The 17,883-nt window shown below is 57.7% G+C and carries 18 protein-coding genes, 1 tRNA gene and 2 pseudogenes; 2 read left to right on the top strand and 19 right to left on the bottom strand.

The features are described from left to right. Nucleotides 1–35: 35 nt before the first annotated feature. From hisD to ACR0I7_RS17810, 5 genes are read right to left on the bottom strand one after another with little or no spacing between them, the layout of a single operon-like run. The gene (gene hisD, locus ACR0I7_RS17830) at nucleotides 36–1,337 is read right to left on the bottom strand and encodes a histidinol dehydrogenase (protein WP_480513418.1); all 1,302 of its coding nucleotides are present in this window, start codon (nucleotides 1,335–1,337) and stop codon (nucleotides 36–38) included. A gap of 59 nt (nucleotides 1,338–1,396) precedes the next feature. Continuing rightward, nucleotides 1,397–1,918 carry a GNAT family N-acetyltransferase gene (locus ACR0I7_RS17825; protein WP_480513416.1) on the bottom strand — a complete coding sequence of 174 codons (522 nt, stop codon included), beginning with the start codon at nucleotides 1,916–1,918 and terminating at the stop codon, nucleotides 1,397–1,399. Between the two features lies 1 nt (nucleotide 1,919). After that, a complete protein-coding gene (locus ACR0I7_RS17820) occupies nucleotides 1,920–2,396 on the bottom strand; it encodes a DUF2948 family protein (RefSeq protein WP_480513414.1) in 477 nt (158 codons plus the stop codon). Further along, nucleotides 2,396–3,661 carry a UDP-N-acetylglucosamine 1-carboxyvinyltransferase gene (murA, locus tag ACR0I7_RS17815; RefSeq protein WP_480513412.1) on the bottom strand — a complete coding sequence of 422 codons (1,266 nt, stop codon included), beginning with the start codon at nucleotides 3,659–3,661 and terminating at the stop codon, nucleotides 2,396–2,398. Before murA ends, ACR0I7_RS17820 begins: the two co-directional genes overlap by 1 nt. 6 nt (nucleotides 3,662–3,667) lie before the next feature. After that, nucleotides 3,668–3,823 (bottom strand): hypothetical protein, encoded by a 156-nt coding sequence (locus ACR0I7_RS17810; protein ID WP_480513411.1) that lies wholly within the window; start codon nucleotides 3,821–3,823, stop codon nucleotides 3,668–3,670. Between the two features lie 83 nt (nucleotides 3,824–3,906). On the opposite strand from ACR0I7_RS17810, the gene ACR0I7_RS17805 reads away from it, so the two are divergent. Then, nucleotides 3,907–3,981 (top strand) — tRNA-Thr (locus ACR0I7_RS17805). A gap of 1 nt (nucleotide 3,982) precedes the next feature. On the opposite strand, the gene ACR0I7_RS17800 is transcribed toward ACR0I7_RS17805, so the two are convergent. From ACR0I7_RS17800 to ACR0I7_RS17785, 4 genes and pseudogenes are all read right to left on the bottom strand, one after another. Beyond that, nucleotides 3,983–4,303 carry a hypothetical protein gene (locus ACR0I7_RS17800; RefSeq protein WP_480513409.1) on the bottom strand — a complete coding sequence of 107 codons (321 nt, stop codon included), beginning with the start codon at nucleotides 4,301–4,303 and terminating at the stop codon, nucleotides 3,983–3,985. A gap of 253 nt (nucleotides 4,304–4,556) precedes the next feature. Further along, nucleotides 4,557–5,066 carry a hypothetical protein gene (locus ACR0I7_RS17795; protein ID WP_480513407.1) on the bottom strand — a complete coding sequence of 170 codons (510 nt, stop codon included), beginning with the start codon at nucleotides 5,064–5,066 and terminating at the stop codon, nucleotides 4,557–4,559. A 5-nt stretch (nucleotides 5,067–5,071) separates the two neighbouring features. After that, a pseudogene (locus ACR0I7_RS17790) lies at nucleotides 5,072–5,164 on the bottom strand (IS5/IS1182 family transposase); the annotation flags it as partial. Nucleotides 5,165–5,269: 105 nt separating this feature from the next. Continuing rightward, nucleotides 5,270–5,748 (bottom strand): annotated as a pseudogene (locus ACR0I7_RS17785) (transposase); the annotation flags it as partial. Between the two features lie 440 nt (nucleotides 5,749–6,188). Between ACR0I7_RS17785 and ACR0I7_RS17780 the strand changes: the two are divergent. Next, entirely contained in the window at nucleotides 6,189–7,295 is a 1,107-nt protein-coding gene (locus ACR0I7_RS17780; protein ID WP_480513405.1) for a serine hydrolase domain-containing protein, read from the top strand. A 346-nt stretch (nucleotides 7,296–7,641) separates the two neighbouring features. On the opposite strand, the gene ACR0I7_RS17775 is transcribed toward ACR0I7_RS17780, so the two are convergent. The 10 genes from ACR0I7_RS17775 to ACR0I7_RS17730 all read right to left on the bottom strand — a co-directional run bounded on the left by ACR0I7_RS17775 (nucleotide 7,642) and on the right by ACR0I7_RS17730 (nucleotide 17,676). Beyond that, entirely contained in the window at nucleotides 7,642–8,628 is a 987-nt protein-coding gene (locus ACR0I7_RS17775; RefSeq protein WP_480513403.1) for an XdhC family protein, read from the bottom strand. After that, nucleotides 8,609–9,061, bottom strand: a complete 453-nt coding sequence (locus tag ACR0I7_RS17770; protein ID WP_480513401.1) for an SRPBCC family protein — start codon at nucleotides 9,059–9,061, stop codon at nucleotides 8,609–8,611. The genes ACR0I7_RS17775 and ACR0I7_RS17770 overlap by 20 nt, the downstream gene beginning before the upstream one ends. A gap of 107 nt (nucleotides 9,062–9,168) precedes the next feature. Continuing rightward, on the bottom strand, nucleotides 9,169–9,753 hold the full coding sequence (locus ACR0I7_RS17765) for a nucleotidyltransferase family protein (RefSeq protein ID WP_480513399.1): 585 nt from the start codon (nucleotides 9,751–9,753) through the stop codon (nucleotides 9,169–9,171). A gap of 16 nt (nucleotides 9,754–9,769) precedes the next feature. After that, nucleotides 9,770–10,549 carry an XdhC family protein gene (locus ACR0I7_RS17760; RefSeq protein ID WP_480513397.1) on the bottom strand — a complete coding sequence of 260 codons (780 nt, stop codon included), beginning with the start codon at nucleotides 10,547–10,549 and terminating at the stop codon, nucleotides 9,770–9,772. After that, nucleotides 10,546–11,727, bottom strand: a complete 1,182-nt coding sequence (locus ACR0I7_RS17755) for a vWA domain-containing protein (RefSeq protein ID WP_480513395.1) — start codon at nucleotides 11,725–11,727, stop codon at nucleotides 10,546–10,548. The genes ACR0I7_RS17760 and ACR0I7_RS17755 overlap by 4 nt, the downstream gene beginning before the upstream one ends. Then, complete coding sequence (locus ACR0I7_RS17750; RefSeq protein ID WP_480513393.1) at nucleotides 11,724–12,599, bottom strand: AAA family ATPase; 876 nt, start codon at nucleotides 12,597–12,599, stop codon at nucleotides 11,724–11,726. Before ACR0I7_RS17750 ends, ACR0I7_RS17755 begins: the two co-directional genes overlap by 4 nt. Nucleotides 12,600–12,656: 57 nt before the next feature. Next, on the bottom strand, nucleotides 12,657–15,086 hold the full coding sequence (locus ACR0I7_RS17745) for an aerobic carbon-monoxide dehydrogenase large subunit (RefSeq protein WP_480513391.1): 2,430 nt from the start codon (nucleotides 15,084–15,086) through the stop codon (nucleotides 12,657–12,659). After that, a complete protein-coding gene (locus ACR0I7_RS17740; protein ID WP_480513389.1) occupies nucleotides 15,083–15,577 on the bottom strand; it encodes a (2Fe-2S)-binding protein in 495 nt (164 codons plus the stop codon). The genes ACR0I7_RS17745 and ACR0I7_RS17740 overlap by 4 nt, the downstream gene beginning before the upstream one ends. Before the next feature lie 11 nt (nucleotides 15,578–15,588). Continuing rightward, on the bottom strand, nucleotides 15,589–16,443 hold the full coding sequence (locus ACR0I7_RS17735; protein WP_480513387.1) for an FAD binding domain-containing protein: 855 nt from the start codon (nucleotides 16,441–16,443) through the stop codon (nucleotides 15,589–15,591). Between the two features lie 111 nt (nucleotides 16,444–16,554). Further along, nucleotides 16,555–17,676, bottom strand: a complete 1,122-nt coding sequence (locus ACR0I7_RS17730; protein WP_480513385.1) for an MHYT domain-containing protein — start codon at nucleotides 17,674–17,676, stop codon at nucleotides 16,555–16,557. Nucleotides 17,677–17,883: the final 207 nt, after the last annotated feature.

Raw genomic sequence — 17,883 nt, 5'->3', positions numbered from 1 at the left:
CAGAAATGCGCGCGCCCATGTGCCTTTGCGTCAGATCACCCGTTCAACCGGTTCAGGCGCGCTGTCACTGACAGGCCGTGCGCCTCAAGGCTCTCGGATGTGGCCAGTTGTTCAGCGGCCGGGCCGATGGCGCGTAAGGCCTCGGGCGTCATCTGGCTGAGCGTGGTGCGTTTGAGGAAATCCATGACGCTGAGGCCAGACGAGAAGCGCGCCGATCGGGCGGTGGGCAGCACGTGATTGGGGCCACCGACATAGTCGCCAATGGCCTCGGGCGTGTACTGGCCCAGAAAAATGGCACCCGCGTGGATGGTTTTAAGGCTGAGCGCCTGCGGGTCAGCCACGCAAAGCTCCAGATGTTCGGGGGCAATGCGGTTCGACAGTTCCGCCGCCTCGTCCAGATCGCGCACGGTGATCACCGCGCCGAAATCACGCCAGCTGGCACCGGCGATGGCGCGGCGTTGCAGCGTTTCAAGGCGTTTCTCGACCGCTTGCGCAACGGCCTGCCCAAAGCCTGCGTCATCGGTGATCAGAATCGACTGGGCGCTTTCGTCATGTTCCGCCTGGCTGAGCAGGTCGAGCGCGATCCAATCCGGGTCATTGTCCTTGTCGGCGATCACGAGAATTTCCGAAGGACCCGCAATCATATCGATGCCCACCTTGCCAAAGACCCGGCGCTTGGCGGCAGCGACAAAAGCGTTGCCCGGGCCGGTGATCTTGTCGACCGGAGCGATAGTGTCGGTGCCATAAGCCAGCGCTGCAATCGCCTGCGCCCCGCCGATGCGATAGATTTCATCCACGCCCGAAAGCTGTGTCGCCAGCAGCACCAGCGGATTGACCTGCCCGTCCGGCGTGGGCACTGCAATGGCCAGCCGGCCAACACCCGCCACCTTGGCCGGGATCGCGTTCATCAGAACCGAAGACGGGTAAGAGGCCAGCCCGCCCGGCACATAAAGCCCGGCAGCCGAGACCGCCGACCAGCGCCAGCCCAGCGTAGCGCCTGCGGCGTCCGTCCATTGCTGATCCTCAGGCATCTGCCTTTCGTGATAGGCGCGGATGCGGTCTGCGGCCAGTTCCAGCGCGGCGCGGTCCTGATCGGACACCTCTGCCACAGCCTGCGCGATCTGATCGGCGCTGAACCGCATGGTCTCGGGCGTCAGGTCGAGCCGGTCGAATTTGGACGTCAGCTCGATGACCGAAGCATCACCTCGGGTCCGCACATCTTCGATGATCTGGGCGACCACGGCATCCACATCGGGACTGTCTTCGCGCTTGGCGGACAGCAGCGCCTGAAAGGCGGTTTCAAAGTCAGGCGACGTGGTGTCGAGGAAAACGGGCATGATCAGCATCTCCGGGCGTTTGTGCGGGTCATATCCTCCGCGCGATGCGGCCTCAAGCCTCAGTCCGGCAGGTGCAGCGATTTGCGCATCGGAAACTGAGCGATGTCATGCCACATCTGCGGCGCGCCCGCGTCCTGCCAGCCTTGTGACAGATAAAAACCGTGGGCGGTTTTGGTGGCTTCTAGCCGAGCCTCGATACACCCTGCGCCGGCAAGTTCGCGTTCAAGCTGCGTCAGCAGGGCCGCACCCACGCCCCGCCCCGTGTGATCGGGGTCGACATAAAGCAGGGTCACTTTGCCGGTTGCGTCCAATCCACCGACAGCTGCCGCCTGCCCTGCCCGTTCGGCCATCCAGATCGCCGCACCTGAGGTGATCCAGTTGCGGATCGAGGCCGGGTCTTTGTTGGTAGTCCAGCGCGCAAGCTCCTGCGCGTCATCGCGGTGATCCGCATGGCACAGCAGACGGATCGAGCGGGTCAGAACGCGGCTGAGGTCAAAGACGTCAAACACGGTGGCGCGGCGCAATAGCAAACCGTCAGGCACCGTGTGGAATGCCTGCGATATGCCGCGTTTGTTCTGCATCTTAATCCGGGTGATGCGGGGCGTGTTTGGACGGGGCCTGATAGGGGCGCGTCACATCCTTGAGCGTTGCATCGATGGCCTCGACCATCAGGCGCACAGCGCCGTCGCCCGCGAGGGTGAGCAGAATCTGCCCTGCGCCGTCTTCACCGGGTTCAAAATCAACCGATAACAGCGACAGGATCATATCCTTGTCGCTTCGGTCGATGCCCTGACTGGCCACGGATAGCACCGAGTCAAACACCAGCAGTGACTGCACTCGCTCAAAGGCGCGGCCCCGGCGGGCAGCAGCATCCTTGTCTTCCCAGCGAAACCGGTTGAGCAACAGGCCAAAGCGGCGCTGGGACGGCTGCCACGTCATCTCGGTCACGGGAAAGACCGCATCCTGCGTCAGGGTTGAGATCACCTGCAGATCATCGGTATCTTCCGCACCCAGATTCAGCGGGGCTTCGCGCCCGTCTTCAAAACTTGCGTCTGTCATCAGCCCTTTATCCGCTCAATCTTTGCACCTACACCTTCGAGCTTGCGTACCACATGCTCGTACCCGCGATCCAGATGATAGACCCGGCTGACGGTGGTTTCCCCCTCGGCAGCCAGACCCGCCAAGATCAGCGAAACCGAGGCGCGCAGGTCCGTCGCCATCACTGGTGCCCCTTTGAGGTTTTCAACGCCGGTCACGGTCGCGGTGCCGCCATGCACCTCGATATTCGCGCCCATCCGCACCAGTTCAGGCGCATGCATAAAGCGGTTTTCAAAGATACGCTCTTCCAGCACCGAGGTCCCTTCGGCCGTACACATCAGCGCCATCATCTGCGCCTGCAGGTCGGTCGGAAAGCCGGGGAACGGCTCGGTCACCACATCCACGGCCTGCACCCGCCCGTTCTTGCGCGCGACTTTCAGCCCTTTGTCGGTTTCTTCGACATTGATCCCTGCGGCGTCCAGCTTGGCGGCAAAGGATTCAACCAGAGACATGCGTCCGCCCAGCAGCTCTACCTCGCCTCCACAAATGGCCGGGGCCAGCATATAGGTGCCCAATTCGATCCGGTCTGTGACAACCTGATGAGTTGCGCCATGCAGCCGGTCGACGCCCTGAATTTCGATGGTAGACGTGCCCTCGCCCGAGATTTGCGCGCCCATCTTGCGGAGGCAGTCCACCAGATCGACGATCTCGGGCTCGCGGGCCGCGTTCTTCAGCACGGTGGTGCCTTTGGCCAGCGTCGCGGCCATCACGATATTCTCGGTCGCACCCACCGAGGCAAAGCGCATCTCATGCACTGCCCCTTTCAGCCCGCCCGGCGCCTTGGCGTGCAGATAGCCGTCTTTCAGCTCGATCTCAGCGCCCAGCGCCTCAAGCCCTTCGACATGCAGGTCCATCGGGCGGGCGCCAATCGCGCAACCACCGGGCAGCGACACCACCGCCTGCCCCAGCCGCGCCAGCATCGGCCCCAGCACCAGGTTTGAGGCGCGCATTTTGCGCACGATGTCATAGTCCGCGGTGTGGCTGGTCAGGTCATGGCTGGACATCGCCAGCACCTGCCCAGCCTGCAACGAAGACACCTCGGCCCCCAGCGATTGCAGCAGGGCGGTCATGGTCTTGATGTCGCTCAGGCGTGGCGCATTGGTCAGCGTCAGCGGTTCTTCGCTCAGCAGGGTGGCCGGCATCAGCGTCAGACACGCGTTCTTGGCCCCTGCAATGGGAATCTGCCCGTTCAGCGGGCCATTGCCCGTCACAAGAATCGAATCCATCTGCTCTTATCCCTCGTCGTGTTCCGGCTTGGTCTCGGATGTGGCGCGCGCCTTGGCCTGCGCCTTGCGCCGTGCGAGATTGGCCTTCAATGCGGCCTTCAGCCGATCCTCGCGCGTATCCCCGGTTTTGCCGTGTTTTTTAGGTGAATTTTTCTCTGCCATGGTCTTTCTCTACAGGAGGCGAAAAAAACCGTCCAGACACCCTTGCGCCGCGTTTCGTTTGAGTCTAATCACCCGCCCACAGCGCTGCTGTAGCTCAGAGGTAGAGCACTCCCTTGGTAAGGGAGAGGTCGAGAGTTCAATTCTCTCCAGCAGCACCACTTAAATTTCCACCCCCTGAAAAACACCTAAAACCTTGAATGGCAAGGAAATTTCAGGAGTTCTAGCTCCCTCATTTCGATGGTATGAAAACCCGCTTGTAAAAGCCAATCTGAGCAGTGTTCTGCGCAGGATAAAATCACCGCTTTCCCATAGTTTCCAAGGGCTTGATAGGAATTGCAGGGAGAGTTCTAGCATGTCGCCAAACCTACCCTTCGGTGGCACCTGATTTATCAGGTTTTCTGTCAAGCGATGCTTATCCCGCTCTAGCTGAGATATCTTGTTTTCGTAGGCTCTGATCACCGAGTCACTGCTGGCGCTCATGATGCGATCCAACAGATTTTCGATCTGCTTTTTCGTATCCACAATCTGGCGTCTAACAGATTGTGTCGCATCTTTCGCTTGCCGAAAAATGCCCAGTGAAAAACAAGACCAGCTTCTCAGTCTGTCCGTTGTTTTGACTGTGAAGCGCGATGGTATCTGTATAGCGCTGCCCGCTCTGCCGATGTCGTCGCTCCGTCACCTGCGCGGCTGTTGGGACAAAGCTGCTGCATCAGAGCCAGTGCATCTTGTGAGGTCATGCCAACCTGGAAGCCAAGAATGTCGGCGGTGGTTGACGGCTGTGGTGCAGCGCCACCATCTGCAAGCGATGTACTCGCCCAAAGACAGGTCGCCAGTGTTGCTGTGATCTTTTTACGGCCATGAAACAGCCTTTCTGAATATGGCGACTCCACGATGAGGCCCCGGAAAAGGGGTCCCTTCTTCTGGATTTAACATGATCGCACGGCCAAATCACTTGGGCGTTGTTTATCCACAGAAATCTCAGATCAATGAGATCACCAAACCTATCCTCACAGCGGTTTTGCAAAGGGGCGCCGCTCTCTAGGCTCAGGACGCATAGCCAATAGATGACCAAAGCGGCGAGAGCGATTGCTGAGAGGAAGACTTTGGGGCACCTGTCGTACCGTGTCGCCATACAGCCCCAGTCCTCCAATCTGCCAAACATGATCTCGATACGATTGCGGCGTTGGAGCGGCGCTTGTCGTATCGGACAACTGTTTTGCGCTGTTTGCGGCCTGGGATGCACGCGCGTATCCCTTTGTCTTTCAACGCTTCTCTGATCCGATCTGCATCATAGCCGCGATCACCCAGCAACCATTCGACATTTGGCAGACTGCTAATCAATGTCCTCGCACCAATGTAGTCGCTGACCTGACCCGCAGTGACAAACAGATTCAAAGGGCGTCATTCGCCATTGTGCTTGAACCAATGGCGCACCATGGCTCATCTGTCACAAACCGCATGCAACTTTGTGTTCATGCCACCCTTAGTGCGCCCCCTCTCGGCAGCATCCTTTGGATGCGCCTGCCGGGCAGTGGATCAGACGTCCACGCCCCCCTTTTTCACCGCAAGACTGGACGCTGTGCGATGGGCGTTGAGACGCGTAGCATCCATTGCCCGGCAGGGCATTGCGGAGCAATGTCCCGAGAGGGGATCATGATCGTCTTTTCTTCGCCGTGGTTGGCAGCCAAGCCGACCAACATCTGGGCAAAGATACCTTTGTCACTCCATCGCTTCCAACGATTATAGAGCGTCTTGTGTGGTCCATATTTCCTCGGTGCATCGCGCCACCGTAACCCGTTGCGATTGCTGAAGATAATCCCACTCAAGACACGCCTGTCATCAACGCGAGGTCTGCCGTGGGACTTTGGGAAGAATGGCGCCAGACGCGCCATTTGCTCATCGCTCAACCAGAAAAGATCAGACATGTTCACCGCTCGTTTTGAACGCGATGAAGCACGCAGCCAAACGGAAATCAATGGGTCATGAGCCTAAGCTCAGAACTCCAGTAGCTCAAAACACCTAATGTCAGACCTACCACAAGTCGTAAGCTGACCATTTTATCCCCCAAAACAAATGAACCGCCCGAAATCTCAATCGGTGCTGACCAAACTGATGGCTGTCGGCCGCGCTGCCGCTGGGTTGTTCTTTAGCATGATCGGTCCAAGAACACGAGATACAGGAGCCGACCGTTCCCGTTGGCGCGTCAGCGCGTTTCGTTGCTCGGACGATATTGACCAGCAGCTCTCCGTGAATGTCCCCCTTAACGCCACTCGAGGTTGCATCAAAGTGCCGCAGCTGTCCCCGCTGTCAAAATGTTCGCTACAAACCAATTGAATTTAGCAGGTTCCATGCGCACCTTTACAGGATGTCCAAGATTTGGAAGTCCAAAATTCTGCTGTTGGCCGCACTTGGCGTGGTCTTGCCTGCAGCCTTGAGCGCACAGCAAAGCGACCCAAGCGAAATATTCAAAAATGCGGCTCAGGCAAATCCTCAATTTGGACTTGGGGTTGCTTATACCGTTGGGCAAAACGAACCGCGTGTGAAAACTTCGGGACCCACCACTATTCATGGGTCAACGGCCGTCGCAGATGACGCTCCATGGCATATCGGATCTATCAGCAAATCATTTACATCCACGTTGGTGATGCGATTGGTCGACAAGGGTGCTGTGGACCTCGATACCCCGGTCGACCAATACCTGGCGTCCCATAAGGATAGTATGCATCCGGATTGGAGATCGCTGAATCTTCGGCAACTACTCAGCCACACTGCAGGTCTACCTGCAAACCCACCAAACAAAGTTATGCGAGAGACATTCAACGACGAACCTTCCGCCGGTCGGTTTGCGGCCCTATCTGCGATGTGGAATGAACCATTGAAGCAGAGCGGCGAATTCTCCTACTCGAATGTCGGGTATGTTCTTGCAGGTTTCGTTGTCGAAGAGGTTACCCGAAGTACCTGGGAAGAGCTCATTCGGACAGAAATTGCTTTACCTTTCGGCCTAAGATCATTGGGTTTTGGTGCGCCGGTAAGGCCAGGTGCCGCTAGAGGGCATAAATCAATGTTAGGGCTTCCAATGCCTGTCCCACCCCAAAACCCATCGTCAGACAATCCTCGTTGGATGGGTCCGGCGGGAACACTGCATTTGAATTTGGAGGATCTCGTAAAGTGGGGACAGTTGCACCTTCAGGCATGCGCTGGACATCGGAAAGACTTTCTAGAACTCACGAGTTGTCAGACGATGCAAACGCCGGTTTCGTCAGGTTACGGCCTCGGATGGGTTATCCAAACAACCGGCTCTAAGCGCACAGCAATTTGGCACAATGGGTCAAACACATTGTGGTACGCGGTTCTTTACATAGTGCCCGAGGATGAGTTGGTGATTGCTGCGGCGACCAACACTTATTCTCCGGATCGAATGGACGAGTTAGTACGAAAGCTTGCATCAGCCCTCACCCCAAACCCCGAATAGTTTTGCAGTTGAAATGGATGTTACGGATGTTTGCAGGCCCTCAGAAGCACGGCCCTGAGCCGACCTTGGACGTGGGCCGCCGATGCTGCATTCGCAGCCTGCTTTTCTGACATTGGCTGCGAACGCATCGCTGCAGCTGGTTCAGGCGACTGAAAAGCGGGACAAACCGGACTTGTGCAACTGCAGCTTTTGCTGACGCAGCATTTGCTTGCATGCGTGGCATTCCCATCGCCGCGATGAAGCCCAAACCGCTAAATTAGCTATTGGATATTATGAAAATGCTGACACTTGATGAGGGGTTAGACGGCCAATTTTCTTACGTTGAGGAGGGTGGTGAGGATCTCGTTCACACCTTCTGAGCTAATCTCTCATCAGAAACGCCTGAGCTTGCCGTCTGAACCGCTGCAAGCTGCGAAGGGAATGTCGAAACGATTTCGGCCAATGCAGAAACGGCGATCAACGAGGCATCCCTCAGTGATCCGACCAACCCAATTGGGCCTTTCAACTTGCAGATTTCAGTCTCGTTAGCACCCAAACCAATAAGCGTTTCACACCGCATCAAGTGGGTGCGCCGACTGCCGAGCGACCCGATGAAGCCTGCAGTTGTCCCTAACGCCTTCAGCAACAGATGGGGTTCCCAATCGTGATCATGGAAAAGGGTCAGGAACGCAGTTCTTTGGTCGAGGCCGCTGAGGTCCAAGGCTTGATCAAAAGACGTCAGATGGATTGGAGTCTGCGTTGAGAGATACTGCGTGGCGGCTAGGTCATCGGTATCCGGTGAAATCAGGGCGACCTCATATCCTGTAGCATGGCCAAGCCGTGCCATGGACCGGAAAATCGCGCCGCGTCCTGCCAAGCAAAGCCGCACGCGTGGTTCATAGGTAAAGCTGTAGTTCTTTTCGTTAGACTGGCCGCCGATAAAGCGGAGCGTCGCTTGCCTGCGCGCATCAAAGTCCTGCTTTGCTTTCAACAGCTGGTCGCGGTCCGGTGCAGGATCAATCAAAAGTTCAAGCGCCCCGCCGCAGGGGAGTTTCAGGTCAAGATAACGCGAACCTTCGCCGTAGCGGACAACTTCCCTGTGCTTGGCCTGCAATGCCATCAGCGCGCGATGCTGAATGTCCCGGTCGATACACCCGTTGGACAGATATCCCGTCATCGTTCCATCGGGTTCCACAATGGCAAGTGAGCCGACTTCGCGCGCAGCCCCACCCTCGATCGAAAGAGACGTGACTAAAGCAAACTGCCCATCGCCCTGAAGCAGGCGTGTGGCCACGTCAACGATGTCAGCCACACGCTCTGCATAGATGCCAGCCTCAGGCTGCGACGTCTTCATTGACGACATCTGCAAAGGATTTGAAGAACTTGGCTGCCAGCTTCTTTGCAGTACTTTGGATCAGGCGGCTACCCAATTGGGCCAGCTTCCCGCCGATTTCCGCTTTCGCCTTATAGCGCAGGATTGTTGTGTCGCCATCCGCTGTAAGGGTGACATCAGCGCCACCTTTTGCGTGACCTGCCGCACCGCCATTGCCCTGACCGGTCAGCGAAAACGCATCCGGTGCGCCGCTTTGGTCCAAGATAACGTTACCTCCAAACTTTGCTTTAACCGGGCCAACTTTCAGCACAACCTTTGCTTCCAGTTCCGTGTCAGAATGCTTGATCAGCTCTTCACAGCCCGGAATGCATTGTTTCAGCACCTCCGGATCATTCAAGGCTGCATAAACTTGGTCTTTTGGGGCGTTGATGGTGATTTCGTCACTCAGTTCCATGTTTCTGGTGTCCTTTTCTTAGCAACAGGGAAATCGGATATTGTCGGCCTGCTCGCGCGTCATCTTCAGCTTCTTGCAGAGGGCTTTCAGCCGTTTGATCATAGGCATCACTCTGCGGTCTCCGTTTCTATTTGAGTGAGGGCTGCGTAGTCGTCCGGTGTGTCGACATCCGCATAGAAGCCATCAGCAGCAAGCGGGGCGAATTGCACAAGGTTCGGTTCGTCACGGGTTAGACGCATGCAGCCCTGGCGTTCGGGGTTTTCGGTCAGACGCGGGCGCAAGGCACGCGGGATAGCGATAGGATTACCACGATTGATGCCGCGTTTTGGTACGGTGATCTTCTTGGGATCATTCGCGCCGTGCCATTGCACAAGTTGCATCAGGTTTTCTGAGGAGAGGCGCGGTTGATCTGTCAAGCCAATGAGCAACAGATCTGCATCCGGCGCTGCAGTAAGACCGGCTGCCACAGAACCGGGCTGGCCTGCTGCAAAGTCTTCATTATGGGCGAATTCAATCGATAATCCCGCAAGTGCACCGCACACCGCGTCAGCGTCATGTCCGGTGACAACTGTTAGCGGTTTTGTCAGAACAGGTAGGTAAGTCTCTGCCAAATGACGCACCATGGGTTTGCCTGCCACTGGCAATAACAGCTTGTTTTGCACACCCATGCGACGCGACAGACCAGCGGCCAAGAGAATTGCGGCGACACTACCCATTTGCAATTGCCGCCTCTGCACGACGCACCTGTAGCAACTGCGCAAGGACCGAGAGCGCGATTTCTTCTGGTGTGACAGCGCCCAGATCCAACCCTGCGGGTGCGTGAACGGTCTGGGTTTTGTCTGGACCGATCCCGGCGTCGTGAAGTTTTTCGGCAAGTGTCGCAAATTTCCGACCGCTGCCGACGAAAGCCACATAGGCAGCGTCCGCTGATAGCGCGGACTTCAACGCATCAAGATCGCCCTGACCCTGCGTAGCAATCACAACGAATTTCTGTGCTGCGTCTTCATCCTGCGCAACAGCAGATGAGACCGACCAGTGAAACTGCGGGGCAAGCGTGCTGAGCGCATGCGCGACCGGTGATGTGCCCATGACCACCAGCGCAGGCATGGGCAGGCAAGGTTCGATAAAGATGTCGACGGTGCCACGCGAGGGGCAACCATTGCGAGCAAAGTGCGTGCCATCAACGGTGTCACCGGGGGCAATACCTTTTTCAGCAAGCAAGTCTTCTGGTGCGACCGAGATAAGTTGCGGCGCGCCACTTTGCAGCGCCTCAATTGCCGCGCGTTTCACCGCGCCGCGCGTACATCCGCCGCCGAGCCAGCCGTGCACAATGGTGCCGTCGGCACTCAGCAGCGCCTTGGCCCCCGGTTTGGCGGCTGTCGCACCAGCCGTGCGCACGATTGTAGCAAAGGCGAAAGGCACTTGTCGCGTGCGCATGTGCTGTGCGGCATTTGCCAGATCGGTATCAAGGATCTCTGCTGGGCTCATAGCGCCACCAATTCAGGTTCCAGAGCCGTCAGATCGTCCAGTGTGTTGGCCGCTTGGAACAGATCAAGGTGGGGCAATGCGGCGGCCATACTACCCGCCACAGGTGCATAGTCCCGCCACCCTTTCAGCGGGTTGAGCCAGACAATCCTGCAACCGCGTTTCTTGAGTTTGGTCAAAGCGGCAGCGAGGTGGTCGGCCGGTTCAGTGTCGCACCCATCTGACAGGATCAGCACAACGGAGCGTCCGTCCACGAACCGTTTTGCATACGTGTCCGCAAAGCGTTGCAGCGATGGCCCGATTTTGGACCCGCCCCCAAACCCGTCTGCCATCAAGGACATCCGTCCAATGGCGCGCATCGCGTCTTTGTCGCGCAATGCCTCGGTGATCCGCACAAGGCGGGTGTGAAACAGGTAGGCGTCGGCGTCTTTATCGACGCGCATGAGCCCCGCAACGAACGCCAGAAAAACCTGCGCATAAACGCTCATGGATCCGGACACATCGCACAGCGCCACGATTTTGCGGGTACGGTCTGGCCGACGTTTGCGGAGAAGGCGCAAGGGTTCGCCGCCCGTAGACAGGCTACGTCGGATCGTCTTGCGAAAATGCAGCCGGTCGCCCTTGCGGGCCGCGATACGGCGGCGGGAGCGTTTGTCGCGGAGCGCCGCCCCCATGCGTCGTGCAACAGCCTCAGCCTCGGCTATCTCTTCTGCGCGGACCAGATCACGCAGGTCACGGCGGCTGAGGTTGCGTTGCTCCGTCGCGATCAGTTTGCCCGTGCCGTCGCTATCCGCCTCGCCATCCTCAGTATCTGGCGTCATCGATGTCCCACTGGCACTCGCATCCTCGCCCTGACCATCGCGAGAGCTGTGGACATCATCGGTCAAGGTCGCTTGCGGCTTGGGGATGATGCGGTTCTTAACCCGCCCTGCGTCCATCCAATAGCTGTCAAAGAGCGCGTCGAACCGCTCGGCCTCTTCCTTGCAGCCAGTGCAAATGGCGCGCAACACGCGACGACACTCGTCGGGGGCGGCAGCGTTCACATGGGTCAACGCGGTCAGGCCAAGGTCCGCCTCCGCCACGCCTAAACGCAACCCGTTGTCGCGCAGATGCGCGATGAACCCCACAACCCGCGCGGCTGGCCCCGGGTCGCGGGACGCAAAGCGCGTAACACGGCTCATGCAGCCCTCCCTGCGATACGTGCTGCGACATCAGAGGTGATCTGCGCCTGATCGCTTTGGGTTTTGAGTAGTGTGGTAAGCGCCGATTGCAGTACAGCCGGATCATCGGTCAGATCGGCAATGCCAAGCCCCATGAGGGCTGCGGCAAAATCCAGCATCTCGGCGATGCCGGGGGCCTTTTCCAACTCTTCCTCACGCAGCGTTTGCACGAAACCAATGATCTGAGCGGCTAAATGCGCCTCAACTTCAGGGCAGCGTGCTTTGAGGATCGTCAGCTCCGTCGTGCGGTCGGGGTAATCGACATAGGCGTAAAGGCAGCGGCGTCGCAACGCGTCTGACAGGTCGCGGGTGCCGTTGGATGTTAGGATGACGATGGGTTTGCAGCTGGCTTTGATCGTTCCAAGCTCAGGCACAGACACTTGATAATCCGACAGAACCTCAAGCAAATATGCCTCAAATTCCTCATCCGCGCGGTCAATTTCATCGATCAAAAGGACGGGTGGCGCGTCCTGAGTGATCGCCGCCAAAAGTGGGCGTTCCAACAGGAAATCGCGGGAAAATATCCGGTCCTCCACGACTTTGCCGGTCTCGCCATCCTCTGCCGCCGACCGGATGGTCAGCAATTGGCGCTGGTAATTCCATTCGTAAATGGCTTGTGACGCGTCCAGCCCCTCATAGCACTGCAATCGGATCAGCTTGGTGTTTTGTGTCAAACTCAGGGTACGGGCGATTTCGGTCTTGCCAACGCCAGCCGCCCCTTCCAGCAAAAGCGGGCGTTCCAGCGACAAGGCCAGATGCAGCGCCACCGACAGATCGTCAGACGCGACATAGTTATGCGCCACCAGCGCAGTTTGAAGGGTATTCCAAGTCATCGAAGTCTCCGTGGTTGGCGCGCGCGGGGGAGAAACCGCGCGCCCCACTGTTATGCCCTAGCCGTGCAAGCCAAGTTCATTGGCGGTTTTCCAGATCCGCCAGTGATCATGGGGCATGTTGGTGTGCCGGTTCCCAAAGGCTCGGAACGCGTCCTGCACCGCGTTGGAGAAGCAGGGCACACCGCCCACATGCGGGCTTTCGCCCACACCTTTCGCCCCGATTGGGTGGTGCGGTGAAGGTGTCACGGTGAAGTCCGTCTCGTAATTCGGAACCTCCCATGCCGTCGGCAGGAAGAAGTCCATCAGCGTGCCGGTCTTCACGTTGCCCATGTCGTCATAGGCAATCTCTTGCCCCAGTGCGACGGCCAGCGCTTCGGTCAAACCGCCATGCACCTGACCTTCGATAACCATCGGGTTGATCCGTGTTCCGCAATCATCCAGCGCATAGAAGCGGCGGATGTCGGTCACGCCCGTGTCAACGTCGATGTCCATGACACAAACATAGGCCCCAAACGGATAGGTCATGTTGGGCGGGTCGTAGTAGCTGACCGCTTCCAGACCCGGCTCGATCCCCGGGATGGCCTGGTTGTAGGCGGCAAAGGCGATTTCCTTCATCGTCTTGAACCGCTCGGGCGCGCCTTTGACGACGAACCGGTCCACATCGAATTCGACGTCGTCGTCGTGGACCTCCAGCAGATAGGCCGCGATCATCTGCGCCTTGGCGCGGATTTTCCGGCCAGCCATCGCCGTTGCCGCCCCCGCAACCGGGGTTGAACGGGAACCATAAGTACCCAGCCCGTAGGGTGCGGTGTCGGTATCGCCTTCTTCGATGGTGATGCTGTCCGCAGGCAGACCAATCTCGGACGCGAGAATCTGCGCGAATGTCGTCGCGTGACCCTGCCCCTGAGAGATGGTACCGAGCCGCGCAATCGCAGACCCTGTGGGGTGAATGCGGATTTCACAGCTATCGAACATGCCGAGGCCAAGGATATCGCAATTCTTAACCGGGCCAGCGCCCACGATTTCGGTGAAAAAGCTGAGGCCGATGCCCATCAGCGACCGCGTTTCGCCGCGTTTGAACGCCTCTACCCGTTTGGCCTGTTCTTTACGCAGCCCTTCGTAATCGACGGCTTTCAGCGCCTTGTCCCAGGCGGTGTGATAATCGCCGCTGTCATATTCCCAACCAAGCGCCGCCGTGTACGGGAACTGTTCCTTCTTGATAAAGTTGATACGGCGCAGCTCTGCTGCGTCCATGTTCAACTCAATCGCGAGGACTTCGATCATCCGCTCGATGAAATACACGGCCTCCGTCACACGGAACGAACAGCGATAGCTGACGCCGCCGGGGGCCTTGTTGGTGTAGACGCCATCAACCTCAAGGAAGGCGGTGGGGATGTCATAGGATCCCGTGCAGATGTTCATGAAACCGGCCGGGAACTTTGTTGGGTCTGCGCAGGCATCGAACCCGCCATGGTCTGCAGTGACGTGGCAGTGGAGGCCCGTGATCTTGCCCTCTTTGGTCGCGGAAATCCGGCCTTTCATCCAGTAGTCGCGTGCAAAGGCAGTCGTCATCAGATTGTCCATCCGGTCCTCGATCCACTTGACCGGTTTGCCTGTCACGATAGAGGCGACGACCGAGCAGACATAGCCCGGGTAGGCCCCGACCTTATTACCAAAACCGCCACCGATATCGGGCGAAATGACCCGGATATTGTGTTCCTCAATTCCAGAAATCAGAGACACAACTGTCCGAATGGCGTGCGGCGCTTGGAACGTGCCCCAAAGCGTCAGCTTGCCGTTGACCTTGTCCATCGAAGCCACACAGCCGCAGGTTTCGAGTGGGCACGGGTGGGTGCGGTGGTAGTACATGCTTTCTTCGGCGACCACTTCGGCATTGGCGATCACCTCTTCGGTTGGCTCTTTGTCGCCTGCTTCCCATGTGAAAATGTGATTGTGATGCTTGCGCGGGCCATGTGCACCATCGGGTAAAGACCCGTCTTCAGCAACCAAGTCTTCGCGCAGGACCACATCGGATTCCATCGCTTTGAACGGGTCTACAAGCACTTCAAGTTCTTCGTATTCGACCTCGACCGCCTCAATCCCATCAGCGGCAGCATAGCGATCTTCGGCCACGACGAAGGCGACCTCCTGGCCCTGGAAAAGCACTTTTCCGTCAGCCAGAACCATCTGTTTGTCGCCCGCAAGCGTCGGCATCCAATGCAGTCCCAGCGGTTCTAGGTCGGCGGCGGTTAGGACAGCCAAAACGCCCGGCACCTCAAGCGCTGCAGCCGTATCGATGTTTTTGATCCACGCGTGTGCGTACGGCGAGCGCACAAAGTCACCAAAAATCATCCCGTCGAGCTTGACGTCATCGACATAGTTGCCTTTGCCTTGGGTGAAGCGTGCATCTTCAACCCGCTTGCGCGAGCATCCCATGCCTTTGAGGTTGGCGACGCGATCTTCGCGGCTTGCTACTTCGTCTTTCATTCTGCGGCCTCCTTCGCGGCTGACATCTCGGCGGCTGCGGCCTGGATAGACTTCACAATGTTCTGGTACCCGGTGCAGCGACAGATATTGCCAGCCATGCCAAAGCGGATTTCTTCTTCGGTCGGGTTGGGGTTCTCTTCCAGCAGTTTGGTCGCACGTGTGATCATCCCCGGTGTGCAATAGCCGCACTGAAGCCCGTGATGTTCCTTGAACGCGTTTTGCAGCGGGTGCAGATCATCGGGCCCGCCAATGCCTTCGATGGTGGTGATCTCCTTGCCGTCGGCTTGTGCGACGAACATGGTGCAGGCTTTCACCGATTTCCCGTCAATCGTGACGGTGCAGGCCCCACAATGCGAGGTTTCGCAGCCAATGTGAGGACCTGTGATATTCAGCCGCTCGCGCAGCGTGTAGATCAGCAATTCGCGCGGCTCGGCGAGGAACTCCTCTTCTTTGCCGTTCACGGTGATGGTGCAGTGTTGTTTTTTCGACATGTTGGTACCTCTTACGCTCGTGACCAGGCGCGCTTGATCGCGCGGCGCAGGATCACACCGGCGACATGGTTTTTGAATGCGACGGGGCCGCGGTTGTCCTCGGTCGGGTCGATATCGCCCAGCATTGCGGCTATGGCGGCTTTGATCGCGGCGTCATCGACGGAAGTGCCGACCAGTGACGCGCCAGCAGCGTCGGAATAGATTGGCGTATCGCTGAGGTTGGTCATCGCAATTGATGCCGACACGCAAGAGCCGCCATCTTTCATAATTTGCACGGCAGCTGCGGCGGTCGCGTAATCCCCGATCTTGCGCTTTTGCTTTTCGTAGGCATAACCGCCCTTGGGAGTTGGGATCGTGACAGCGGTCAGAACCTCTTCATCCTCACGCGCGGTCATGTACGCGGCTTCGTAGAATTCACGCGCAAGAATGTCCCGTTCGCCATCAGCGCCGATCACCGTAAAGGTCGCATCGAGGCACTGCATCAGACCCGGCATATCATTGCCCGGATCACCGTTTGCCACATTGCCGCCAACCGTGCCCATGTAGCGCACCTGCGGGTCCGCGATCTGCAACGCCGCTTCACGCATGATGGGTGCAGCGTTGGCAAGCGCGTCACTATCGATAATGTCGTGTTGCGTAACCATTGCGCCGATGCGGATGCTCTCGGCTGTTATGGCAATGTCAGACATACCGCCCACATCCTGCAGGTCGATCAGGTGCGGCACATTTGCCATCCGCAGCTTCATCATCGGGATCAGACTATGACCGCCCGCCATAACGCGCGCATCGTCGCCATGTTCTTCCAGAATAGACAGAACGCCTGCCATATCTTTGGGTCTGTAATACTCAAATGCCGCTGGTATCATCGGCTCTCCTCCCTGAAGCGATGCAACTTGCTGGAGGGTAGGAGTGCATACACCCGAATGCCGAGGCTTCAGAAAATCAACGAAAAACAGGCATTTTGCACGAAATGCGCCTCAGGTCGCACGAATTGCGCCGACCTGCGAACCCAAAGCGTCCTGTATTGTCTTTAACTTAGAACGGCTCACTGGCGCGGGAGGAGTCTCAGGTCCCCCAAACACGCATTTGCCGCTGTCTTTCGTCCGCTCAAACCGGACGACATGCCCGGGATTTACCAAATAGCTACGATGCGTTTGCAGGAAACCCAGTGGGCCAAGCCGTTTCGTAGCTTCCGTCACAGACCACACACAAAACAACCGCTCGTCCTGCGTGTAGACCTGCGTGTAATGTGCATCCGCCCGGACAAAGACAACATCCTTGGCTGACACGAAGACCTTGCCGCCATCACGCTCGCAGGGGACTTGCAAAAGCCGCGCTTCGGTCTCGGGCAAATCATTGTCCTGAGGCGGCACAGGGTCGTCTGCCGGGCGGGGCAGATATGTTACACCGACCCAAAGGCAGGCCCCGAACATAACAAAACTGAAAAAGATGACCCCAAGGGCAAGCGTTTCATTACTCATCAATGGGCCAAACTCGGCACCATCCGAAATCGCTACAAATTCGGTCCCGGCCATGGCCAGAAAATGGACGCTCGCCACCGCGACAGCAAAACACAACGTGCCGAGAAAAATGTTCCGGTTGGTCCTTTGTCCATAGGCGATGCCAAAGGCCAGAATGCAGAGCAAAACTGCCACCAGGGAAGACCCAACGACACCCATAGGCGTGTAGACCGCGCGGCATAACTGAAGCCCGGCCATCCCGATGTAGTGCATGGCAAGGACGCCTACACCAACAATGCCCCCCGCCAAGGAGACCGTGAAACGGTTGCGATGCGTGAAATGCAGGATGATCAGCGCAGCACCGACGATGAGGATTGCCGTAAGGGCTGAGATCAGCGTAATCGCTGCATCGTAGTAAAACAGGATCGGCATTTGCAGCCCAAGCATGGCAACGAAGTGCATCGCCCATATCCCACCGCCAAGCGCGATTGCCGCCAGAGTGATCAGTGCCTTCTTCTCGAAGTCAGGTTTTGAACCAAGTTCGCGTGTCAAAGACAAGCCAGTGAACCCCGCGACCAATGCCACCAAGCAAGACATGGCAACAAGAAGGGTGTTATGACTAACCTCGAGAAACTCCATGCCCGCAAATTGAACAAAAAAAACGACACTTGGCAAACGCTGCCGGCTTTCATGATCACACAGTTTCTCGATGGCGGTTGGTTATTCCAACAGTGTTGCTAGGGTCAGGACCCATTGATTTCTGCGAGGTTGCGTGATTCACGGTTCGAAAAACGAGCGGTGAACATGTCTGATCTGTTTTGGCTGACCGACGCCCAGATGGCGCGT

The sequence above is a fragment of the Ruegeria sp. AM1 genome (assembly GCF_056540745.1).
The sequence above is the reverse complement of the archived record's forward strand: the minus strand, read 5'-3'. Positions and strand labels throughout refer to the sequence as shown.